Genomic DNA, 19487 nt, shown 5'->3' with positions numbered 1-19487 from the left:
CTGATCCACAGTGGTGTTCCCTGGTTGTCGAGGGTGTTCGACGGAAACCGGGGCGTCGGCATGTGCCACCTCACTTCATGGACCGGTACAGAATAGGGGCCGTTCTCGGTGCGGTCCCGAACTCCGACGACGGCGCACCCACATCGGCCCGCCCGGGTGAGGCGGCGGTCCGGCGGGGTACCCGGTGGCTAGGATCCCAGACGCGCGACGACTGAGCTCCGGGACCAACAGCACCGACAGGAGAGTTGTATGCCGCCCACCGCTGTCGCAGGGCACACGATCGGTTCCACGGTGGCGGGCGGCCCACCCGCGCTGGCGGCGGGCACGCTGCGCCTGGATGCCGCGCCGGTCGATTATGTGCTGGTCGCCATCTATTTCGTCTTCGTGCTGGGGATCGGGTTGCTGGCCCGGCAACGGGTGTCGTCGAGTATCGACTTCTTCCTCTCCGGGCGGTCGCTGCCGGCGTGGGTGACCGGGCTGGCGTTCATCTCGGCGAATCTGGGTGCGGTCGAGATCATGGGCATGTCGGCCAACGGAGCCGAATACGGCATGCCGACGATGCACTATTTCTGGATCGGCGCGGTACCGGCCATGCTGTTCCTCGGAATTGTTATGATGCCATTTTATTATGGCTCGAAAGTGCGTAGCGTGCCGGAGTTCATGCGGCGGCGTTTCGGGACCGGTGCGCATCTGGTGAACGCGCTGAGTTTCGCGGTGGCGCAGGTACTCATCGCCGGGGTGAATCTGTATCTGCTCGGCTCGATTCTCAATGTGCTGCTGGGGTGGCCGTTGTGGATTTCGGTGGTGGTCGCGGCGATCATCGTGCTCTCCTACATCACCCTCGGCGGATTGTCCGCGGCGATCTACAACGAGGTGTTGCAGTTCTTCGTCATCGTGGCGGCGCTGCTGCCGTTGACGCTGGTCGGGCTGCACCGGATCGGCGGCTGGAACGGGTTGCGGGACAAGGTGACCGGGCTGTCCGACGGGTCGCAGCAGTGGCATTCGTGGCCGGGTAACGAGCTGAGCGGATTCTCGAACAACGTGTTGTCGGTGATCGGCATCGTGTTCGGACTCGGGTTCGTGCTGTCGTTCGGGTACTGGACCACCAATTTCGTGGAGGTGCAGCGCGCGCTGGCCACGCATTCCATCTCCGCGGCCCGCCGCACGCCGATCATCGGCGCCTATCCGAAGATGTTCATTCCGTTCATCGTCGTGATTCCGGGCATGATCAGCGCGCTGCTCGTGCCGCAGATCGCCGAGCTGAAGGCGACCGGGCACGGTGACGCCACCTACAACCAGGCGCTGCTGTATCTGATGAAGTCGGTACTGCCCAACGGGTTGCTGGGTATCGCGCTGACCGGATTGCTGGCCGCGTTCATGGCCGGTATGGCCGCCAATATCTCCGCCTTCAACACGGTGTTCAGCTACGACCTGTGGCAGCAGTACGTGAAGAAGGATCGGCCGGACGGCTACTACCTCACCGTCGGCCGGCTCGCGACCGTCGGCGCCACCGTGATCGCGATCTTCACCGCGTTCATCGCCGGTCATTTCTCGAACATGATGGACTATCTCCAGACCCTGTTCTCGTTCTTCAACGCGCCACTGTTCGCGACGTTCATCCTGGGCATGTTCTGGAAGCGGATGACCCCGACCGCCGGTTGGGTCGGCCTGGTGTTCGGCACGCTGTCGGCGATCGTGGTGTTCGTGCTGAACAAGACCGAGGTGATCCACCTGTCCGGTCAGGGATCCAGCTTCGTCGCCGCGGGTGTGGCGTTCGTGGTGGACATCGTGCTCAGCGTCGCGGTCAGCGCGGTGACCACGCCGAAACCCGCCGCGGAACTGGTCGGACTGGTGTATTCGGAAACCCCGAAAGAGCAGCTGAACGACCCGGATGCCGCCACACTGCCCTGGTATCAGCGTCCGGTGCTGCTGGCCGGGATCGCGCTGGTGATCGTCATCGCGCTGAACATCTTCGTCGGCTAGCTGCCTCGAAAACCGGAGGAACACAATGCTCTTCGACATCCGCACCATCGTCGGCGCGCTGCTCGGCATCTACGGCATCATCCTGACCGGCACCGGCCTGATCAACGACACCACCGCGGACCAGGACCGCACCGGCGGCTGGAACATCAACCTGTGGGCGGGAATCGGCCTCATCGTCGTCGCGATCCTCTTCCTCACCTGGGTCCGCCTGCGGCCGGTCGAGAAGCGGCGGGTCGCTCACGACGGCACCGAACCCGTCCCGGCCGGCTCCGACGCACCCGCCGGGGAGAAGGGGACCCGGGGTGGGACCGGTGAGCCGGGCGCTCCATCGAGCCGCCCCGCCGACGACGCGGGAACCACCCGGACTCGTCCCGGCGATGAGCCGGGCACCTCGCAGAGTCGCCCCGACGGTGAGCCGGGGTCCGCACCGAATCGGTTGTCCGAGTAGCAGTTACGAGACGGTGCCGGCGTGCCCCTCATTCGGCGTCACCGCCGACGCACTCCGGCACCGTCTCGCACTACGTTCATCCGATCGGCAGGTGTGCAGCTTGCTACCGCATCCGGTTGCGGCACCGAATCCGATTGCTACGCCGCGTCCGGGTGCCGCATCTGGATCCGGCTGTCGTATCCGAATCCACCTGCGGTGGAGCGATTCTCGGGTTGTGGTGGGCCGATTTCGGTTGTGAGGACCGTTCTCACGCTGTGCGCGGCCTCCGGAGCAGGCCGAGCAGAACATCGACGGCCAGGAACACCAGCAGCGGTATCCCGATCAGCGGGGCGAACCAGCCGACCGCGGCCGCGATCACGGCCAGAGGGACCAGCAGCGCAACCGGGGTGCGGCGGAGTGCGCCGCGCCGGGGTGGCCGTCCGAAGGACGGTCGCTGTCCGGTACGCACGGGCCGTCGCTGCCACCACATCAGGTAGCCGCGGACGATCACCGTGAGCAGCCCGATCATGGTGGCCAGCAACAACAGCTGATTGGCCAGGCCGAACATCATGCCCATGTGCAGCTGAATGCCCCAGTTGGCCAACTTCGCCGCCAGCGGCCAGTCGGCGAAGCGCTGGATATCGGTGACGGCACCCGTGGACCCGTCCACAGCCACCGCGTCCTGCGTGAGCACACCCGACAGCCGACGCTCCTTGACGGTGACAGCATCGGCGCCGGTCGCCGGGACGGTGATCTCCACCGGCCCGTCGAGCCCCTGTGCGCGAGCGGTCGCGAACACCGCGTCCAGCTGCCTGTCCCGATCGCCGGAGGCCACCGCATGCGAACCGTGATGGTCGTGCTCCCCGGCGGGGACAGCGGACTGTCCGGCACCGGGCAGTGCCGTCCGCACCGACGGTGTGGTCCAGCTCAGTTCCGCACGCAGCCGATCGATGTGCGCACCGGCGTGGGTCGACCACGTCATCCCGGTCGCGGACAGGAACAGCAGCGGCAGCAGGATCCAGACCCCCACGGCCGCATGCCAACCCACCGTCCGCCGCCGACCGGCCCGCGACCGATCCGGCCACAGCAGCCGCCGCACTCCACCTCTCCGCGATCGTCGCACCCAGAGCACCAGCCCCGCGAGCGCGACAACCCACAACCACGATGCCGCCAACTCGCTGTAGAGCCGGCCGGTCTCCCCGAGATGCAGGTTGCGATGCAACCGGTCGATCCAGGTTCGCAGCGGCAGTGCCCCGGTACTGCCGTAGACCACCCGGTCACCGACCGGATGCGCGGTCTGCGGATCGATGAACACCGCCCGGTTCTCCGATTCCCCCAGCGTGGGATCGGTGAACAGCACCCGGGTGGTGTCCCCGGTCCGCTGTGCCGGATCCACCGCGGAGAGCACGAGATTCGGCTCCACACCGCGCGCCGCCGCCACCTGCTCGGCCAGCGACCGCGCGGGCCCGGTCGAATCCACGTGCAGCAGATCATGATTCACGATCGACTCCACGGTCGGGGCGACCGCGTACAGCCCCCCGGTCACCGCCGCGACCAGAATGAACGGAGCCACGAACACTCCGGCATAGAAATGCAGCCGCAACGCCAACGCGGCCAACGCCTTTCGCATCGAATATCGATGCGGTTCCTCGCCGGGCGGCGCCTCGGCATCCACCACATCCGTTAAATCGGTAAGACTCACAACAACTCCTGTTTCGAAAAAGGTTCACCAGAGCCCGGCCCCACCCGCCGCGCTGTCGTTCACACCCGTGCCACCGTTCAGTCCGGACCGACCGCATCCGCCACGAGTGGCACCGGTCACGCTCGCCGTGGGTGGTGCCGCCGATACATCGGACGCATCCGCCGTTGGTCGTACCGCCCGTTGCACCGGTTGCGCCCGCCGTCGGTAGGCCGTCTGTTGCGTCGGTCGAGTCGGCCGTGGTGGTGCGGCCCGGTGCGCCGGTCGTGGCGCCGGTGGCAGTACCGCCGATTGCGTCGGACGCATCCGCCGTCGGCGTGCCGCCTGTTGCGTCGCCGACGGCGGATGCCGCCTACACCAGCCGCGTCCAGCGTCAGCGGTACCGCCTACTGCGGCCGCTGCATTCGCCGTTGGCGGTGCGACCTGCACTGGCTGTATCCCAGTTGGCGATACTGCCTATTGCGAGGGCCGCATCCGCCATCGCCGGGAGCAGCAGCGGTCCGCTATCGCTGTCCCATACCGGCAGCGCTTGTGGCCCACCGGCCGAACCCGTTGGCGGTGACGGCCTTCCGTGGTCGTGCGGATCGCTTCAGCCCCACACTCGTGGTTCGACACGACGTCCGGCCGGTCGAACCGCGATTTCCGGCTACCCGGCGGTCGCAACTCGGTCGTTTCCAACTCCGCCGGTACGGGGTGGATCCGCTCGGCCGCCAACCGAATATGGAAACCGCGAGGTCCCGGCGTCGACCGGTTCGGCGCGAGGGACCCGGCAGAGTCCCGCGCCGACCGAGTCGCCACCCGCGGCAGCGGTGCCGTTGCGGGTGCGGCCGTGGTGATGTCGGCAGCCTCCGAGCGGACGAGCGGCACGACTCCGCGACGGTGCCACTCCGCGGCAGCACGTGACTGCCGTGGTGGATACGCAACTTCCTGTCGTATCGGCAGGAGGCGGGCGTATCCGCGTGGGACACATGCCCGCACGACAACCAGGCACTCACCTCGGCGCGGCTCCGCACCGGCATGCGGAGTGGGCCGGGTGTATTCCCGGAGCGGGACTGCTCGTTCGGCACGGTTCGGTACACCGGCAGCTGCAACCGAAAGTCGCAAAAGCCAACGGATGCTGAAGGATTCAGGCGGCGAGCGGTGCGGGTGGACCGCGGGTGCGGAAGGTGTCCGCAGGGAAGATTCGCAGGATCACTCGATCGCGGTGAGCGATCGGGAGGGCCGGGGGTCCCGCCGGGGCGGGGGTGCGCAGCAGGAGAGGGAGGGCTCGGGATGCGGCGGCGCAGGCGATGCCGTAGGCCGCCTCGGCGCCGCGGATCAGGACGGCGGCGCAGCAGGCGGCCATCGTGTGCGCGGCGAGCATGGCGGGGGTCCAGGGCGACCGGTGCGGCATTCCGGCCATATCCATGGTGAGGGTGGCGTGGCCGAGCAGCTGGCCGCCGAGCAGCGCCGCCGTCAGCGTGGCGATGCCACCGCCGGCGGAGCCCAGGCCGGTGATCAGGGCGCCGATCACGCTCGCGCCGGCCAGCAGCAGTCCCAGCGAGCCGGACGACACCGGCATGCCGCCGGAGGCCCAGCCGTGGGCGGCGATCGCCAGCGCCGCCGACATCGCCCCGGCGCAGCCGCCGCGCAGCCGCGCCACCGCCACCCGGCGCGCATGCGCCGTGGCGAGGCTGCGGCCGGGACGGCGGCCGGGGTCGATGATCACGTGCCGATGGTATCCGGCGGCGGGGGCGGGTTACTCCGCCGGGACGTCCATCTCCACCAGGGACCTGCGCAGCAGCTTGCCGGTGGCGTTGCGCGGCAGTTCGTCGAGGAAGATCACCTCGCGCGGCACCTTGTAGCGGGCCAGGTTGGACTTCACCCAGTCCTTGATCTCCTGGGGATCGCGGGTACCGTCCGGTCCCTGAACCACGAAGGCGCGCAAGCGTTTCCCGAATTCCCGGTCGTCGACGCCGATCACCGCCGCCTCCAGTACGTCCGGCCGGTTCGCGATCAGGTGCTCGACCTCCTGCGGGAAGACGTTCTCGCCGCCGGAGACGATCATGTCGTCGTCGCGGCCGTCGATGAACAGCAGGCCGTGCTCGTCGAAGTGGCCGACGTCACCACTGGACATCAGGCCGTCGACGGTCTCCTTGGTGCGGCCGTCGGTGTACGCCTTGAACGAGTGCGCGTTGGCGATGAAGATCGTGCCCGTCACGTTCGGGCGGGTGATGCGCTTGCGGTTCTCGTCGTAGAGGGCCAGCCGGATCCCGACCGGCGTGCGGCCCGCGGTGTCGGGGGCCAGCCGCAGGTCGGCGGGGGTGGCGACGGTGATGATCGCGCATTCGGTGGAGCCGTACACGTTGTAGAGCGCGTCGCCGAAGTAGTCGAGGCTACGGGTCACCACGTCCGGCGGGATCGCCGAACCGGCCGCGAAGATCACCCGCAGCGAGGACATGTCGTACTTCGCCAGCGTCTCGGGCGGCAGATCCAGGATGCGCTGCAACATGGTCGGCACCACGACCAGCGATTCCGCTTGGAACGCAACGATATTCGCCAGCGTGCGCTCCGGATCGAACCGGCGCTGCTGGAAGATCATCCGATTGCCCAGGGCCAGGCCGAGAGTGAACTGGGACAGGCCGGTGGCGTGGAAGATCGGCGCCGCCACCACCATGGACGAGTTGCGCGGCAACGGGATTCGATCCAGGAACTGCGCGGAGATGAGCGGGCTCACCTTGTCCCGGGGCGCGCCCTTCGGGGTGCCGGTGGTGCCGCTGGTGAGAATCACCGTGCCGCCGGGTTTCTCGGGCGCGGGGATGGCGTCGGCGGACTGCCCGGCGGACAGCGATTCCAGGGTGGGGGTCGCCGGATCCACCGCGTCGGCCGCGTCCACCCAGGTGAGCACCCGCGGCACGGTGGCCGGGATCGCGCTCATCAAGGTGGTGAACTCGCTGTCGTGCAGGACGGCCTTGGCCTGCTCACGGGCCGCGACGTCGGCCAGCTGCGGCTTCGCGAACCCGGTGTTCATCAGGACCGCGCGCACCCCGAGCTTGCCGGTGGCGGCGAGGGTCAGCACCATACCGCGATGATCGCGGGCCAGCACCGCGATCACATCGCCCGGACGCAACCCCTGCGCCTGGAATCCCCGGGCCAGCTGATTGGATTGCGCGTCGATCTCCGCGAAGGTCATCTCGCCGGCCTCGTCGACGATCGCCGGCGCGTCCGGATTCGTCTGTGCGGCATGCATGATCACCCCGGCGAACGGCCCGTATCGGGTCACGTTGAGCGCGGAGCGCAGCGCCAGATCCAGGCGCAGCGGGTTGAACAGCCCACCCCTGCGCATGGCGTTGACTCCGCGCGTCAGATCGCCGACTCTACGCAGAGCGGTGCTTGCCGACGGAAGGGCAGCTGACATGGGTGACAACCTTCCGCGATGCCGCCGTGCGCCGGCGGATCGCAACATCGAGATCCGGTGCGAGGGGACGACATCGGCCGGCGGGCGCCCGGCCGATGTCTGTGTAACCGAGAGTATCCTATATCCCCGCCCGAGAGGCCCGGTACGCCTACTTCAGTTCGGTGCTGGTCAGTCCGAGTACCCGCCGCGCGACGATCAGCTGCTGGATCTGCTGGGTGCCCTCGAAGATGTCGAGGATCTTGCGTCATATTCTCCCGATCTTGGCCGGTTTCCTCAAAAGTAGCCGCTGACCTGGCAATCTGCACTTGTGAGATCTCGCTGATTCTCAGGCCTTTCGGCTGTGTGACGGCCTGGAGACGGCCTGGCGCGCCGTCCTCCTTTCACGCCCTGATCGAGCAGATATGCCAGACTATCTGGCGGCTGAGTTGATGCACTCCGCTGTGCACCGGACCGGCCAACCGCCACTCGTAGACGAGTGCTCCGGTCTCGGGACGGCCGGTCGGTCGGGCCGTCCCGTCAGTCTGGGATCGACTGTGGGAGAGCAAGCCGGAGATGAGGTACCGCACGCCTAGCATTGCCCGCTCGTTTGCAGTTGAGCGCCCGACGTCCGCAGAGGTACCGCGCTTGTCCGTACTTCCACGTGGGCAGCGGTTCTTTCATTCGGAGGTCATGTTGCGTCCGTGGTGATCCGGGCGACTTGTGCCGCTGTAATAGCAGCCGCGCTGCACAGATCCAGCAGATGGCCCGTACAGTGTCGGCCCGTGCGTCGTCAGCTCAATCCCAGCTTGAGCAGCGCGGACGGGTTGGAAGCACTCGATTTTTCATCGCTGGACGCTTCGGTTGTTGCATCATTGAGGGAGGATAGGCTTAGTCCATGCGGAGGGAGGTGACCTGTGCGAGCACCGAGAGAAGACAAGATCACTCTCGACCTTGAAGGAGAGGACCTTGATCCGCGTGCAGTGGCTGACGCCATCATTGCCGTTGAAAACCTTCTGAAAAGCCTGGACGTGACAGGATCGCTGTATGAGCCTCCTGAGGGAGTCGAGTACGACCTGACGCTGTCTGAGCTGTCGATCGGCAGTGCGCATCTGACTCTGATGGCGCCCCGCGATCGTGCAGAGGTGCTTCAAATGGGCCTTTCGAATCTATCGATCAGACCTGAGGTCCCTCGCGGGTGGAACCTTAAGTCGGTTCAGGCTCTCATAGACCTTGGAAAAGTGAGTCGCAAGCGCGGTGTCAATGAGGTTCGACTCGGTCGCCACAAAGCGAATGCTCGAATAGACGCGGAAATTCAAGCAAATGCGGAACAAGTGTTATCAACGAGGATCATGGCGTTGGGCTCTGTAAAGGGAACCTTATATCGCTACATAAATGATCGACGCCGCTCTGCCGCGTTAAGGGATTACCGCACCGGCGACTCGGTTGAAATATCTTTCCCACCTGCACTAACTTCCGGGGTAAGGCGTGCTTTAGATTCCGAAGTAGAAGTGTGGGGGATAGTCGAGCGGGATCCGGATAATAAGCTAGTCAAAATATACGCAGAGGGCATTGAAGTGATACATGGCCCGGATGAGGAAGTCGAGAGTGCCGATCCGGTCGGGCTACTGGGCGGCGATTGGACTAATGGACTCGACCCGGTCGATTGGGTGAGAGCGCAACGTGACTAGAGCACTTCCCAGGGTCGTTGTTGACACGTGCGTGGTGGTTGATCTCTTAACGGGTATCGATCCCATTCGTGCGGAAAGATCCAAGTATGTTCTCGATAGGCACAGCACTGATTATCAGATCCTCTTACCGGCGATTACTCTAACAGAAATTGCGGGCACTGGTGATATTCGAGGAAACCATCTCCTGCCTGAAATTCGCGAGGCGCGCGTCAAAGCTGCTAACAAGTGGATCGATGCGAGCAAGTTCCTGGTAGCAGAACTCTCTGAACGGCTAGCGCGCAAAGCCGCCTTTCTTGCAGTGCAGAATCAGCTTAAGGGACCTGATGCCACCGTACTTGCAACGGCAATCGAATGGCATTGCACGAGGCTCTATACTCGGGATCGTGGTATACTAAAATGTGATGGGGATTTTCCCGGGTTGAAAATACTTGAGCCGGAAGATCCACCACTTGCACCCCCGACTCTCTTTGGCGATGGTGAATCTTGACTCCTGTACTAATAGGAGCGTGCAAATTCTCGTCACCTCGTTTCCTTCTACTTGCCGTGGACGGAAGATTGTCGCTCTCGATGCTTGCGGTCGTTGGCGGACGTTGAAGCTGAACGGGATACCGGTGCCGATCTGCGAATTATCTAGATTGGCTCATTGGTCGGCATCGCCTCCGTCGTACAGCTCTGCGGACTAGCTGCGGACTCTGAGGGTGGCTAGGTGACAAATGCTCGGCCACTGAGCGGTCTCGTCCAGGTGACTTCCTTTCCCCGGCCTCCTCCTACTGCCCATCCCGAGCGGGAGGGAGGTCGTGTCAAGGGTGCCTTTCCCTTGACGCGCAGAGCGAGGCCAGATAATCGGGGCCATGAGGAGGCGGGGATTACGCAGTCACACGAGCCTCGTCGACAAGCTGCCAGGCTGTCCTCGCCTCAGATTTTGTTGCGTAATTCCTTCGCGCAGTACAGTCCGCTTCCAGGTGATCGGTTCTTCAACTGATTGATGAACTGTTTTTTGGCATCGTGCGCAAGACCCATGAATTAAGGTGGTCCAAGTTTTCTTTGGGCTTCGCATCGGTTTTAGTGTCTTTGGTCAATCGGAATCGAAGAACCGCTGCCTGCTGTGTTGAACTGATCGGAAGAGTCAGGGTTACATCAACCCAACTAGCCTCGCGGAGCGGGATAGCGCTAGCGGACGATATCCCCAGTCTGGCCTTCCAGCTCACGACATCAGGGGCCAGCACTACCAGGCCGGCTGGTTGCTCCGATGCCCCGTAAGGGCTAATCGCCTTCAACCGACGTTTAGTGAAAGCTAGCGTACCCGGTAGCGGTTGCCGGTCATCAGCTGTTGTGCTGAAAGTAATGTGGCCGTCGGTCATCTCGAACTGCTCGCCTGTCGGTGCCACGACCGCAATGTTGTGTCGGTGCTTCGGGAAAAGGATGTGCTGACCAGGAACCGTATCTATGAGGATCTTGCCATCGACAGTGAGTACGGCCATCGGGAGTTTTGGAGCCGCTTCGCGGGTCTCATAGAGCGTTGCGTTGGCCTGAATCAGGTCGAGCCCTGGGACCGCGGCAGACGGGGCAAGGATCGACAACAACTCGGCCCGAGTCGCAGTACGAAGGCCCGTGCCATCACGCCACGGAAGAGCGGATGTCGTCCAACCGGTCTTTGGAACCTTCACCAGGTAGGGCGCCTGTTCGGTTTCGAACTGGAGCGCGAAGACTGGGCCGTGGTCAGTGGTGACCCGCAGTACAGTGAGATTCGGGGCGACGTCGTGCGCGAACTCTGCGCGCATCTGCATCCACCAGGTGTTCGGATCGACGTCGCCGGTGAGTTCGATTACTTGGTGTCGGTTTTCGCTCAAGCCCACAATCCAAAGGATTGAGTTTCCCCTGGCCGCGTTAGCCATTCCGGCTATTTGGCAGGCGTTCTTGGGTTCAGGCCAAGCCCCCTTGGCCTCTGTCCAGTCATCCTCGATCTTGCCGCCCGCGATGACATCATTAACGATCTCGTTGACGCGGATCTCAAGCTGGATCTTGTTCACGAAGAGTCAAAGTACTGCAACGAACGACCGGTCTCGGCGTCCGCACCTTCCTACGGCCGGACCACGGCCAGGCCGAGAACTGGTGCCGGTGGTCGCATTCGAGGCCGCGGAAGAGCCAGCCGGGTACGGCTCTGGAAGCGCCCACACTGCTTGGTCGTTGCAAGAATCAGGCATCAGGGCGAGCCAGCGGTGATACCCCGGTCGCCAAAGCGGCGCCGACGCGCCCGACGGGCCCGCTGGCCGGAGCGAGCGGAGGCCGGGCGGCTGCGCGGCGCCGCGTGGCGGCGCCGCTGGGCGGCGCGAAGCGCCGCCTCTTGAACCTATACAGCGAAATTCGGCAGTCGCTCTCGTGGACATCCCTCGTGGACAGTCTGTTTACCAGTCGCACTGCTGCTGGCCGCTACGGTGACGGCGCTTCAGCGGTCTGCCGGAACGAAGGGCGGCTTCGCCATCAGGTGAAGTAGGGCTCAGGCCTTTTCTCGAGGCCGGACCGTATGCGGGTCATGATCGACGGGTGGATGTTGAGCGCCGGCAGGTCGGCGGGCTCGACCCACAGCACCTCTTTGGATTCGGAGCTGGTTCGTGGCTGTCCTGCGATGGGGTGAGCGGTGAAGCAGATCGAGAATTCCTGGCGCACTTCGCCATCGTCGTAGGCGATTACGTGCTTCGGGTTGGCGAAGATGCCCAGAATCGCTGTGGGCTGCACTGAGATTCCGGTTTCTTCGTGGACTTCCCGCGTGACCGCTTCGCTGACCGTCTCGCCGATCTCCATGCCGCCGCCGGGCATGGAGTACAGGTCGTTGTCGGTGCGGCGGATCATCAGCAGCCGGCCGTTGTAGTCGAGGACGAACGCGCTGACGGCCACTGTAAGGCTGTTGGCCGCTGGGGCGTCCGGGTCTTCGTAGTAGTCGACTCGCGCCATGTAACAACCCCTTTCAAATGGTGGCGTAGCCACCGGGCGTGATGCCGAGTGTGCCAGGTACCGTGGCCGCATGATTTCGGCCGTTGTGTTCGACGTCGGCGAGACGCTGGTTGATGAGACGCGTGAGTACGGGACGTGGGCGGACTGGCTCGGTGTGCCGCGTCATACGTTCGCGGCGGTCTTCGGTGCCATCATTGCGACCGGAGGAAGCTACCTCGATACCTTCCAGGTATTCAGGCCGGGGTTCGACCTGGCCGAGGCGAGGCGGGCTCGGGCAGATGCCGGCCACCCGGAGTCCTACGGTGAGGATGACCTGTACCCCGACGTACGCCCTGCGCTGTCAGAGCTACAGCGACAAGGCATTTGGGTCGGCATCGTCGGCAACCAGACAGTGCGATCCGGCCGGATCCTGCGCAGCCTGGACCTGCCTACTGACTTCATCGCGACCTCTGACGATTGGGGTGTGGAGAAGCCGTCCGCGGAGTTCTTCGCGAGGGTCGTGGAGGCCGCGCCGGCGCCTGCTGACCAGATCGTCTATGTCGGTGACCGGATCGACAACGATGTTGCTCCGGCGAAGAAAGCCGGAATGCGGACTGCGTATCTCCAGCGTGGGCCGTGGGGATGGATACTCCGGGACAGGCAAGAGGTTACGGACCTGTCCGATTGGAAGATCAACGATCTCGGGGAGCTTCCAAAAATTGTTGCAGCGGAAAACAATTCGGCTAACCGACCGTAGTGCATCGGGTGTCGAAGTCCGGCAGGAGGCAAGTCCGTTCGGATGGGTGCCTGGTCAGCAGCGTACTCGGATGTAGTCCGGGCGAATGATCACGCGAACCGCTGCGGCGTCTGACGACTGCGTGCCGGTGATGGGCGGATGATCGCTACGGTCTTGTCGTCGTGCCGCTTGGAGCGCGGCTGGAGTTGCCCATCCGGATCGTGGTGCGCTTCCCATTCGTGGCAGTCGGAGAGAAAGTCGTTCAGCGCTGACGTGTCCAGCCGCGCTAGCTGCTCCCACGAAAAGCCCAGCGGTGCAAGCATATTCGCCGCCCCATCGGTCGCCATGACTACCCAGCTCACGGAGCTTGCCGGGTCGCGCCTGACGATGGCGTGTTCCGCGGCGGTCGGGTCTGCTTCGGCAATCCAGTAACCGTCCTCACGGTTTCGCCACTGTCGCTGCCTCGATTGGAGCGCCGTGAGTAGGTCGTGGTGGCGCCGGTCGTATCCGCTGCCGGCCGCCAGCCTCGCCCGGTACTCACGCGATTCGGGTAGGTCGAGTGCTGCAAGACGATTGTCGGTGAGGATGCTCTGACTCCCATCGGTCCATCCGATGACGATGGGCGAGTCGCCGAGCAAGAGAGTCTCGATGGCATCGTGACGGAGCCGGACGATTGCCACAGTGCTCGATGGTGCTGTTCCTGGGCGGATCTGGAGCGCATCGGCGGTCGACTCGATGGCACTGGAGAGGATGGCTTGGAGTCCGTCGGGAGAGTTTAGGCGTTGGCGGAGTTGATCACAGAGCAGATCGACGTACCTGCCCGAGGTGGGCATCATGGGGTCGTGGGCGGTAGCACCGTCCAGAATGACTACGCCACTCGTGGTAATGGAGATCCGGTCCTCGGCGGAGCTTTCCTGGAGCTGAGCGGTGACGACGTTCATAGTGCCTCGATGTAGGGGCCGACGATGAGACGGCTGTCTGTCACGGAGAAGTCTGCATCGAAATCGCATTCGACCACTCCGTTGATCAGTTCGGCGGCTGGATCGAACACGGCAGTGAGGTGTCCATCGAGCCAGTGCGCGACACCGAGCGAGCCTATGGAGGTGATGCCGGCGATATGAACGAGGATGCGATCCGTGTCACGGTGACGAGCAAAATACCCGATGTCAGTGCGGTCGCTGCTGTCGCGCCGGTACGGTGAGCGGTGCCGCTGCCCGGTCCGGGCGTCCGTGATCCACCAAGCTTCCTCGTCCCGCTCGAATCCGAGAATCGGATCATGTTCGAGAAGCTGCTGCGCGATCGGCGCCGACTTCGGTCCGCAGATGATGACGCAGTCGCCTGCCGGCGGGACGGATCGGTCGGGGTCGATGGCAAAGCTGTTGTAGGCCAATGAGAGTCGCGACAGTGTTGATTCCACGGCCTGTTGGGTTGCCTGGTCGTTCGCGTCGAAGAAAGGTCGTTTTCGGCCCTCTTCCAGCCCGAATCGCCTCGGGATGCCGACATTGACAGGCCCGACCCCGAAGAAGGCGCGCTCGGGCTGCGGTGCAGTCGCCCGGATCTGGCTGATCCGCCCTTTTGTGATCCCAAGCTGATCGGCGATCTCGGTGTAGCTGAGGCCGCGATGATGGGCTTCCTCGATCGCCGCCTTCCGTAGCCTGGCAAGCTCGGTCGCGCGCTGCTGATACACGGTCATCAGCTCAGCGGCACGTCGGCCACGACGGATCGGGTCCGGGTCGTTCCGGACCTCGTCGAAGTCATCAGCAGTCGACACGCAACTGAGTTTAGAGGCCCTTGACTGGACTGGATGCAAGGCGTACCTTCGATTTATCCCCCCTAAACCAGATGGCCAGCGATTCATCCAGCGAGTTTATGGGGGGTAAACAAAACGGAGGAGAACTTGATGGCGTTGAAGGATGCACGGTCTGGGACGGCTCCGGCGGGGGAGGACCGGGTGGAGCGGGGGACTGGGGAGTCGTCCGGGCCTGCTGCTGGGCGCGAGCGGGATGACGCGAGTGTCATGGATCGGCTGGACATCTTGTGTGCTCGATTGGATGCGCTCGAGGGCCGAGTCAGCGATGTCGAGCGGACTCGATCGCGGTGAGGCGGGCCTCGAAAGTATCGAGCCGGTTCATGATTGCGTCGAGCTGCTGGAGCACGACGGGGTTGGTCGGGATGCCGGATTCGCTGGTGTCATCTGCGGGGCGGGCACGATAGAAGGTGCCGCGGCCCTGCCAGGAGACGATCAGACCCTCGTTGCGGAGCACGTCTATGGCGGAGCGCACGGTTTCCCTGGCGACTCCCCATTGTTCGGCCACTTTCGGCACGGATGGCAGCTGTGCGCCCGGCTCGTACGCGTGGCGCAACTCGTCGGCGATGCGCAGGTAGACGGGCCGCGGGTCGTCGGGGTCCATCAGTCGGTCTGTCATGAAATCTAGTTTACTCATATGTTCTAGACAATCTCAGTAACCCAGTAGTCAGCCAGTTACCGCCCATTCAACGGCCTAATCCATGTTATCTAGGTAACCTAGTCGATGAATATTCGGATTCGGCACCGCCTCACTCTCCCGGAGACGTTATGTTCGGCCTTCCACCGTCCAGTCACGCGGCGATACCCGACGATCAGATGACCGATGGTTCGGCTCATCAGGTGATGCAATCGCATCTCGAGTGCTCGATCGAGGTGTGCGCCGCCAAGGCGCAGGCGCACCGGTATCTGGTGTCCGCCGGGAAGCTCGTGCCCGCCACAGTCCCGCACTTCGGCTATTGACGGCGGGAAACACTATGAACGACAGCAAGTTTCACCGCGCTCCAGTGGGCAACGTGATGACCGTCGCCGAGCAGCATGCGGTCATGAACGACTCGCTGCACGCTCGCTGCACCTATGACACGTGCGAGTTGTGGCGGTATTGCTGGCTGAACCTCCGCGCGCTGGGGCACGCACACCCGGAGGAAACCCCGGAGCGTTGCCCGCGGTGCCGTGCCGAAGCCTGCACTTCGAAGTCTTCCCGGTCGGCGTAAGGATTCAGGGCCGCTGGACCGGGAGGAAGGGTAGCCCCCGATGTTCGACAGTGCTCGGGGCGGGGGCTACCACCCTTTCACACTCGAGGAGAACGGATAGTGACCGACGACCAGGCCCCCACTCGCTTGATACTCGTACGCCACGGCGAAGCGCACGCCAACGTCGACGACATTGCCGCCGGCGCTCGTGCTTGCCGTGGGCTGACCGACCGAGGCCGCGAACAAGCCGACAGGCTCGTGAAATGGTTTGCCAATCAACAGGATTACCGGATCGCTGCCGTGTACAGCAGTACCGCCACCCGCGCGAGGCAGACCGGCGAAATCGTCGCTGCCGCCCTCGACCAGCCGGTATTTCCTTCGCTGTCGGCGCCGAACTACGGCAAGGGCGAAGGCCGGCCGTGGCCGGAGATCATCGCCGGATTCGGTGATGCGCCTGCCTTGCGCCCGGACAAGCCCATAGCGCCGGGTGCTGAACCGTGGACGACCTATCAGCGCCGGACCGGCCATGACCTGGCCGACCTCGTGCGGCGGTACCCCGGTGAAACCGTCGCCGTGGTCGCCCACCGGGAGACTGCCATCGCCGCGTCGATGAACTTCCTCTCCCTCTTGCCCTGGGCGCGCGCGGACATCACGTTCAGCGTGGACTACACCGGTGTCACCATCTGGCAGTATGCACCGCTCCGGCACACCGATCCTCGCGACGGCTACAAGCGATGGAACCTCTTGCGCCACAACGACACAAGACATCTCGACTGACTTTCACACTTCCCGGTCCGCTCCCTCACTGCACACCAGTGCGGACCGGGAACCCGGAGGAGGGCGTGGTTTTCCGGACCCGGCCACGCGAACCGGACGCAGACCCGGTCCGCCCCGGAAACCGCTCTCTCACCGGAAGCCCTTGCCGTGCAATCCGTTTCCTGTACGGCAGGGGATCGAAGCCTTGGTGGTACCCGGCCCTATGGTGCCGCCCTTCACCCAGCCGGGTACCGCCAGGGTGATCCACGCACGATTCATCGCTTCAGGGGAAATCTGTTGACCGCTCTACCTACTGCCGCGCTCGTGATCTGCGCGCACACCGATGTTGATCAGGCACACCGGCTCTGGCGTGAACACCGCGCGTGCACCACGTACACGTGCGTCGTCAAACGCGCCGCCCTCCAAATCCTCACTCTCGCAGGCAAAGTCGTACCCCAGACCTCGAGCCTGCACGAGCGCGCCGCCCGGCGAGGCATCCCTGTACCCGGACCGCACGAACCTACCGCCCCGATGCTCACGTTGGGCACCGCGGAACTGCTCGCGACCCTGGAAGGACTCGCCCGCGTATGACCAGCCCCACCCCCACTACCGAACCCGCAGCGGTCCGGATGTTCTTCGGCTTCACCGTCGCGGGCGAGAGCTCACCGATGCCGCTGTACGGTGCTGCCGCCGACACCTACCGGCCGTGTAGCACCCCCGAATGCGCCGGCGACCGCGAGGAGGACTTCCACACCGTCACCGTCTACACGCTCACCGAACCGGTCTTCCCGTGGTGGACCACCGTCGAAATCCACCTCTGCGAGACCGGGCACGCCACGATCGTCGCTCGTCCCACTGCCGCTACTCTCAGACCCCTGCACACCGATGTCGATGAGAAAGTCATCGCCTCGCGGACGTTCGAGATCGTCAGCGTCGACGGGCAGCACCGCAGCGTCCTGGACGCCATCGAGACCGACAACGGGTACGACTGCCAGATCTGCCGGCGCGCCTGGGGGATGGCCTGGTACGAACTTCCGGAGAATGTTCGCGCCGGAATCCCGCAGTGGTTCACCACCTGGTTGTCGCTGGAACTTCATTGGTGCGACGGCTGCGGGCACGGCCAGATCAAACACCACAGCTACACCTGCTTCGCCGCAGCCGCCCCGCCGGCAATCGACCGGTAGGCGCCGATGACCACCTCCACCACTGTCGCTGTCCTGCACGACAATCACATGTCCTACCTCCACCGCCGCGCCGCCGCACTGCTGCTGCAACTGGCCGAACACCCCTACGAGGACGGCTGGGCACTCCTGCGGGAAGAACCTGCCGCCGTAGTCCACATGGCCGCCATGGCTCTACAGGCCACCGTCACGGAGCTGGCGCAGCAGCAGAACACGAGCATTCTGGCGATCCTCGAACGTAGTGGTGTCCGCGTCTGCGTGAACGATGCGTGCGAGCACGGACTCACCACCACCGATACGGCCGTGATCGCCGCTCCCTTCTAGAACGTCTCGCCCCGGCCTCCCCGGCGGTACGAGAACAGCGGAACCCCGATGCCATCACCGAGCCGTCCTCGGGGCATCGGGGTTCATGCCGTCTGCGCCTTGCCGATGCGGCTCCGGTAACCGACTTCGACCCCTGGTACCTACAGGGGGTGCCACGACAGTGGTTACGTCGGGTCCTGGTTCATGCGGTGTCGAGTGTGCAGCGCTCGACGCGTTGTTCGACTGTGGCAAGCCGATTCTCGATGCTGCTGAGGCGCGTGAGTATGGCGGCCAGTTGCCGCGCTATCGGATCGTCGGCGGAATCGTCTTCGGAACGGGCTTGGTAGAAGGTTCCTTTGCCTCGCCAGGACACGACGAGACCTTCCGAGCGCAGCACTTCGACGGCGGAACGGATCGTCTCCCTGGCCACTCCCCAGGTCGCGGCCAATGCCGGCACCGACGGCAGCTGCTTCCCCGGTTCGTAAGCGTGGCGAAGCGAGTCGGCGATCCGCAGATACACGGGCCTCGGGTCGACGCTGGGTGGCCGGTCTGCCATGACCAGACCGTACCACGGACTAGGTTACATAGTTGCTAGCAGTCTTCTATGTATCACCTAGACAAGACTAGTAAACTATCGTAGTCTAGTCCTGTCGGGTGGTCCGGCGCTCGAGTCGATGGAGGTAGAAGACATGGCGATCAAGAAGGGCTATCAGTTCCCGATCGCGTTCGGTGAGGCGTTCCCGCAGGGCCTGGTGGGGGTGGGGGAGATCTCGGCGATGACGAAGTACAACCCGACGCCGGGTGCGATGGCGGAGCAGATGTTCGACATCGATCCGAAGACGGGGGAGGGGACGGGGTTGCCGTTGTGGAAGATGACGGTGACCGATCCGCATCAGGACAAGGCGAAGCGGGCGTCGTTCGAGATCGTGTTCGTCGCGCAGGTGCAGCCGGTTCCGGCGACTCCGGAGATCGTGCCGGGGACCGGGATGCGGATGATCGAGTTGGAGGGGTTGACCGCCGAGCCGAAGGTGATGGGGCAGGGCGAGTTCAAGTACCTGGGTTTCCAGTACCGGGCGACCGGGATCAAGGGCGACACCTCGGGTGCGAAGCGGCCGGCGGCCGGGAAGGCTGCGTGATCGTCGTGTCGTGGATGTCGCTGCATGTGCATGAGTACGACGGTGTGGAGGCGCAGTACACGCCTGCGCACGGCACCGATTACGGGGCGCAGATCGCTGCATATGTGCTGGTGAAGTTTGCCGGTGGTGATGCCTCGATGGGCCTGAAGATCGAGGATGCGCGTGTTCTGGCGGAGTCGCTGTCCCGGATTTTGATGCTGCACGACTCGGTGGAGCACCTGGCCGCGGAGATGTCCGCAGACGTGTCCGAGCAGTCGCCGAAGGTGGCGTGATC

General features: G+C 64.3%; 20 protein-coding genes and 1 pseudogene. 11 read left to right on the top strand and 10 right to left on the bottom strand.

The window, feature by feature from the left end:
• Window positions 1-249 precede the first annotated feature (249 nt).
• Window positions 250-1983, top strand: a complete 1734-nt coding sequence (locus G361_RS0128840; protein ID WP_019930607.1) for a sodium:solute symporter family protein — start codon at window positions 250-252, stop codon at window positions 1981-1983.
• Window positions 1984-2008: 25 nt separating this feature from the next.
• Entirely contained in the window at window positions 2009-2431 is a 423-nt protein-coding gene (locus G361_RS50540) for a hypothetical protein (protein ID WP_019930606.1), read from the top strand.
• 247 nt (window positions 2432-2678) lie between these two features.
• On the opposite strand, the gene G361_RS0128830 is transcribed toward G361_RS50540, so the two are convergent.
• The 4 genes and pseudogenes from G361_RS0128830 to G361_RS51220 all read right to left on the bottom strand — a co-directional run.
• Window positions 2679-4112, bottom strand: a complete 1434-nt coding sequence (locus G361_RS0128830) for a PepSY domain-containing protein (RefSeq protein ID WP_026343625.1) — start codon at window positions 4110-4112, stop codon at window positions 2679-2681.
• A gap of 1123 nt (window positions 4113-5235) precedes the next feature.
• The gene (locus G361_RS45265) at window positions 5236-5817 is read right to left on the bottom strand and encodes a hypothetical protein (RefSeq protein WP_019930604.1); all 582 of its coding nucleotides are present in this window, start codon (window positions 5815-5817) and stop codon (window positions 5236-5238) included.
• A 30-nt stretch (window positions 5818-5847) separates the two neighbouring features.
• Window positions 5848-7506 carry an acyl-CoA synthetase gene (locus G361_RS0128820; RefSeq protein ID WP_026343624.1) on the bottom strand — a complete coding sequence of 553 codons (1659 nt, stop codon included), beginning with the start codon at window positions 7504-7506 and terminating at the stop codon, window positions 5848-5850.
• A gap of 148 nt (window positions 7507-7654) precedes the next feature.
• Window positions 7655-7747 (bottom strand): annotated as a pseudogene (locus G361_RS51220) (hypothetical protein); the annotation flags it as partial.
• Window positions 7748-8399: 652 nt separating this feature from the next.
• Here G361_RS51220 and G361_RS49780 point away from each other — a divergent pair.
• Both G361_RS49780 and G361_RS48670 read left to right on the top strand, forming a co-directional pair.
• Window positions 8400-9173 (top strand): hypothetical protein, encoded by a 774-nt coding sequence (locus G361_RS49780; protein WP_155981827.1) that lies wholly within the window; start codon window positions 8400-8402, stop codon window positions 9171-9173.
• Window positions 9166-9660: a PIN domain-containing protein gene (locus tag G361_RS48670; RefSeq protein WP_081635627.1), complete on the top strand. Its 495-nt coding sequence runs from the start codon at window positions 9166-9168 to the stop codon at window positions 9658-9660. Before G361_RS49780 ends, G361_RS48670 begins: the two co-directional genes overlap by 8 nt.
• Window positions 9661-10147: 487 nt before the next feature.
• Here G361_RS48670 and G361_RS49775 read toward each other — a convergent pair whose 3' ends face one another.
• Together G361_RS49775 and G361_RS0128810 are read right to left on the bottom strand one after the other, a co-directional pair.
• On the bottom strand, window positions 10148-11203 hold the full coding sequence (locus G361_RS49775) for a hypothetical protein (RefSeq protein WP_155981826.1): 1056 nt from the start codon (window positions 11201-11203) through the stop codon (window positions 10148-10150).
• Window positions 11204-11654: 451 nt separating this feature from the next.
• Window positions 11655-12125 (bottom strand): NUDIX hydrolase, encoded by a 471-nt coding sequence (locus G361_RS0128810; protein ID WP_026343623.1) that lies wholly within the window; start codon window positions 12123-12125, stop codon window positions 11655-11657.
• A 70-nt stretch (window positions 12126-12195) separates the two neighbouring features.
• On the opposite strand from G361_RS0128810, the gene G361_RS0128805 reads away from it, so the two are divergent.
• Window positions 12196-12861, top strand: coding sequence for an HAD family hydrolase (locus tag G361_RS0128805; RefSeq protein WP_019930600.1), 666 nt, complete (start codon window positions 12196-12198; stop codon window positions 12859-12861).
• 89 nt (window positions 12862-12950) lie between these two features.
• Here the strand turns inward: G361_RS0128805 and G361_RS45260 are convergent, their stop codons facing one another.
• The 3 genes from G361_RS45260 to G361_RS47345 form a co-directional block, all read right to left on the bottom strand.
• The gene (locus G361_RS45260) at window positions 12951-13781 is read right to left on the bottom strand and encodes a protein phosphatase 2C domain-containing protein (RefSeq protein WP_019930599.1); all 831 of its coding nucleotides are present in this window, start codon (window positions 13779-13781) and stop codon (window positions 12951-12953) included.
• On the bottom strand, window positions 13778-14611 hold the full coding sequence (locus tag G361_RS0128795) for a sigma factor-like helix-turn-helix DNA-binding protein (protein WP_026343622.1): 834 nt from the start codon (window positions 14609-14611) through the stop codon (window positions 13778-13780). Before G361_RS0128795 ends, G361_RS45260 begins: the two co-directional genes overlap by 4 nt.
• Before the next feature lie 298 nt (window positions 14612-14909).
• Window positions 14910-15266, bottom strand: coding sequence for a GntR family transcriptional regulator (locus tag G361_RS47345; protein ID WP_231387116.1), 357 nt, complete (start codon window positions 15264-15266; stop codon window positions 14910-14912).
• 149 nt (window positions 15267-15415) lie between these two features.
• Between G361_RS47345 and G361_RS0128785 the strand changes: the two genes are divergently transcribed.
• From G361_RS0128785 to G361_RS0128770, 4 genes are all read left to right on the top strand, one after another.
• Window positions 15416-15607 carry a hypothetical protein gene (locus G361_RS0128785; protein WP_019930596.1) on the top strand — a complete coding sequence of 64 codons (192 nt, stop codon included), beginning with the start codon at window positions 15416-15418 and terminating at the stop codon, window positions 15605-15607.
• A 350-nt stretch (window positions 15608-15957) separates the two neighbouring features.
• Window positions 15958-16614 carry a histidine phosphatase family protein gene (locus G361_RS0128780; RefSeq protein ID WP_036495577.1) on the top strand — a complete coding sequence of 219 codons (657 nt, stop codon included), beginning with the start codon at window positions 15958-15960 and terminating at the stop codon, window positions 16612-16614.
• Between the two features lie 566 nt (window positions 16615-17180).
• Complete coding sequence (locus G361_RS0128775; RefSeq protein WP_155981825.1) at window positions 17181-17777, top strand: hypothetical protein; 597 nt, start codon at window positions 17181-17183, stop codon at window positions 17775-17777.
• 6 nt (window positions 17778-17783) lie between these two features.
• Entirely contained in the window at window positions 17784-18098 is a 315-nt protein-coding gene (locus tag G361_RS0128770) for a hypothetical protein (protein ID WP_019930593.1), read from the top strand.
• A gap of 181 nt (window positions 18099-18279) precedes the next feature.
• On the opposite strand, the gene G361_RS0128765 is transcribed toward G361_RS0128770, so the two are convergent.
• Window positions 18280-18633 carry a winged helix-turn-helix domain-containing protein gene (locus G361_RS0128765; protein ID WP_026343620.1) on the bottom strand — a complete coding sequence of 118 codons (354 nt, stop codon included), beginning with the start codon at window positions 18631-18633 and terminating at the stop codon, window positions 18280-18282.
• Between the two features lie 133 nt (window positions 18634-18766).
• On the opposite strand from G361_RS0128765, the gene G361_RS0128760 reads away from it, so the two are divergent.
• Together G361_RS0128760 and G361_RS0128755 are read left to right on the top strand one after the other, a co-directional pair.
• Window positions 18767-19213: a hypothetical protein gene (locus G361_RS0128760; RefSeq protein ID WP_019930591.1), complete on the top strand. Its 447-nt coding sequence runs from the start codon at window positions 18767-18769 to the stop codon at window positions 19211-19213.
• Window positions 19210-19485: a hypothetical protein gene (locus G361_RS0128755; RefSeq protein ID WP_019930590.1), complete on the top strand. Its 276-nt coding sequence runs from the start codon at window positions 19210-19212 to the stop codon at window positions 19483-19485. Before G361_RS0128760 ends, G361_RS0128755 begins: the two co-directional genes overlap by 4 nt.
• The last annotated feature ends 2 nt before the right edge of the window (window positions 19486-19487 follow it).

The organism is Nocardia sp. BMG111209 (assembly GCF_000381925.1).
Classification (GTDB): domain Bacteria; phylum Actinomycetota; class Actinomycetes; order Mycobacteriales; family Mycobacteriaceae; genus Nocardia.
Note: the sequence above shows the minus strand (reverse complement) of the source record. Positions and strands in the feature narration are given on the sequence as shown.

Excerpts from the sequence above, each read along its gene's own strand:
- G361_RS0128840 (WP_019930607.1), top strand. The coding sequence starts at position 250 with ATGCCGCCCACCGCTGTCGCAGGGCACACGATCGGTTCCACGGTGGCG.
- G361_RS50540 (WP_019930606.1), top strand. The coding sequence starts at position 2,009 with ATGCTCTTCGACATCCGCACCATCGTCGGCGCGCTGCTCGGCATCTAC.
- G361_RS0128820 (WP_026343624.1), bottom strand. The coding sequence starts at position 7,506 with ATGTCAGCTGCCCTTCCGTCGGCAAGCACCGCTCTGCGTAGAGTCGGC.
- G361_RS0128810 (WP_026343623.1), bottom strand. The coding sequence starts at position 12,125 with ATGGCGCGAGTCGACTACTACGAAGACCCGGACGCCCCAGCGGCCAAC.
- G361_RS0128805 (WP_019930600.1), top strand. The coding sequence starts at position 12,196 with ATGATTTCGGCCGTTGTGTTCGACGTCGGCGAGACGCTGGTTGATGAG.
- G361_RS45260 (WP_019930599.1), bottom strand. The coding sequence starts at position 13,781 with ATGAACGTCGTCACCGCTCAGCTCCAGGAAAGCTCCGCCGAGGACCGG.
- G361_RS47345 (WP_231387116.1), bottom strand. The coding sequence starts at position 15,266 with ATGACAGACCGACTGATGGACCCCGACGACCCGCGGCCCGTCTACCTG.
- G361_RS0128785 (WP_019930596.1), top strand. The coding sequence starts at position 15,416 with ATGTTCGGCCTTCCACCGTCCAGTCACGCGGCGATACCCGACGATCAG.
- G361_RS0128775 (WP_155981825.1), top strand. The coding sequence starts at position 17,181 with ATGACCAGCCCCACCCCCACTACCGAACCCGCAGCGGTCCGGATGTTC.
- G361_RS0128770 (WP_019930593.1), top strand. The coding sequence starts at position 17,784 with ATGACCACCTCCACCACTGTCGCTGTCCTGCACGACAATCACATGTCC.
- G361_RS0128765 (WP_026343620.1), bottom strand. The coding sequence starts at position 18,633 with ATGGCAGACCGGCCACCCAGCGTCGACCCGAGGCCCGTGTATCTGCGG.
- G361_RS0128760 (WP_019930591.1), top strand. The coding sequence starts at position 18,767 with ATGGCGATCAAGAAGGGCTATCAGTTCCCGATCGCGTTCGGTGAGGCG.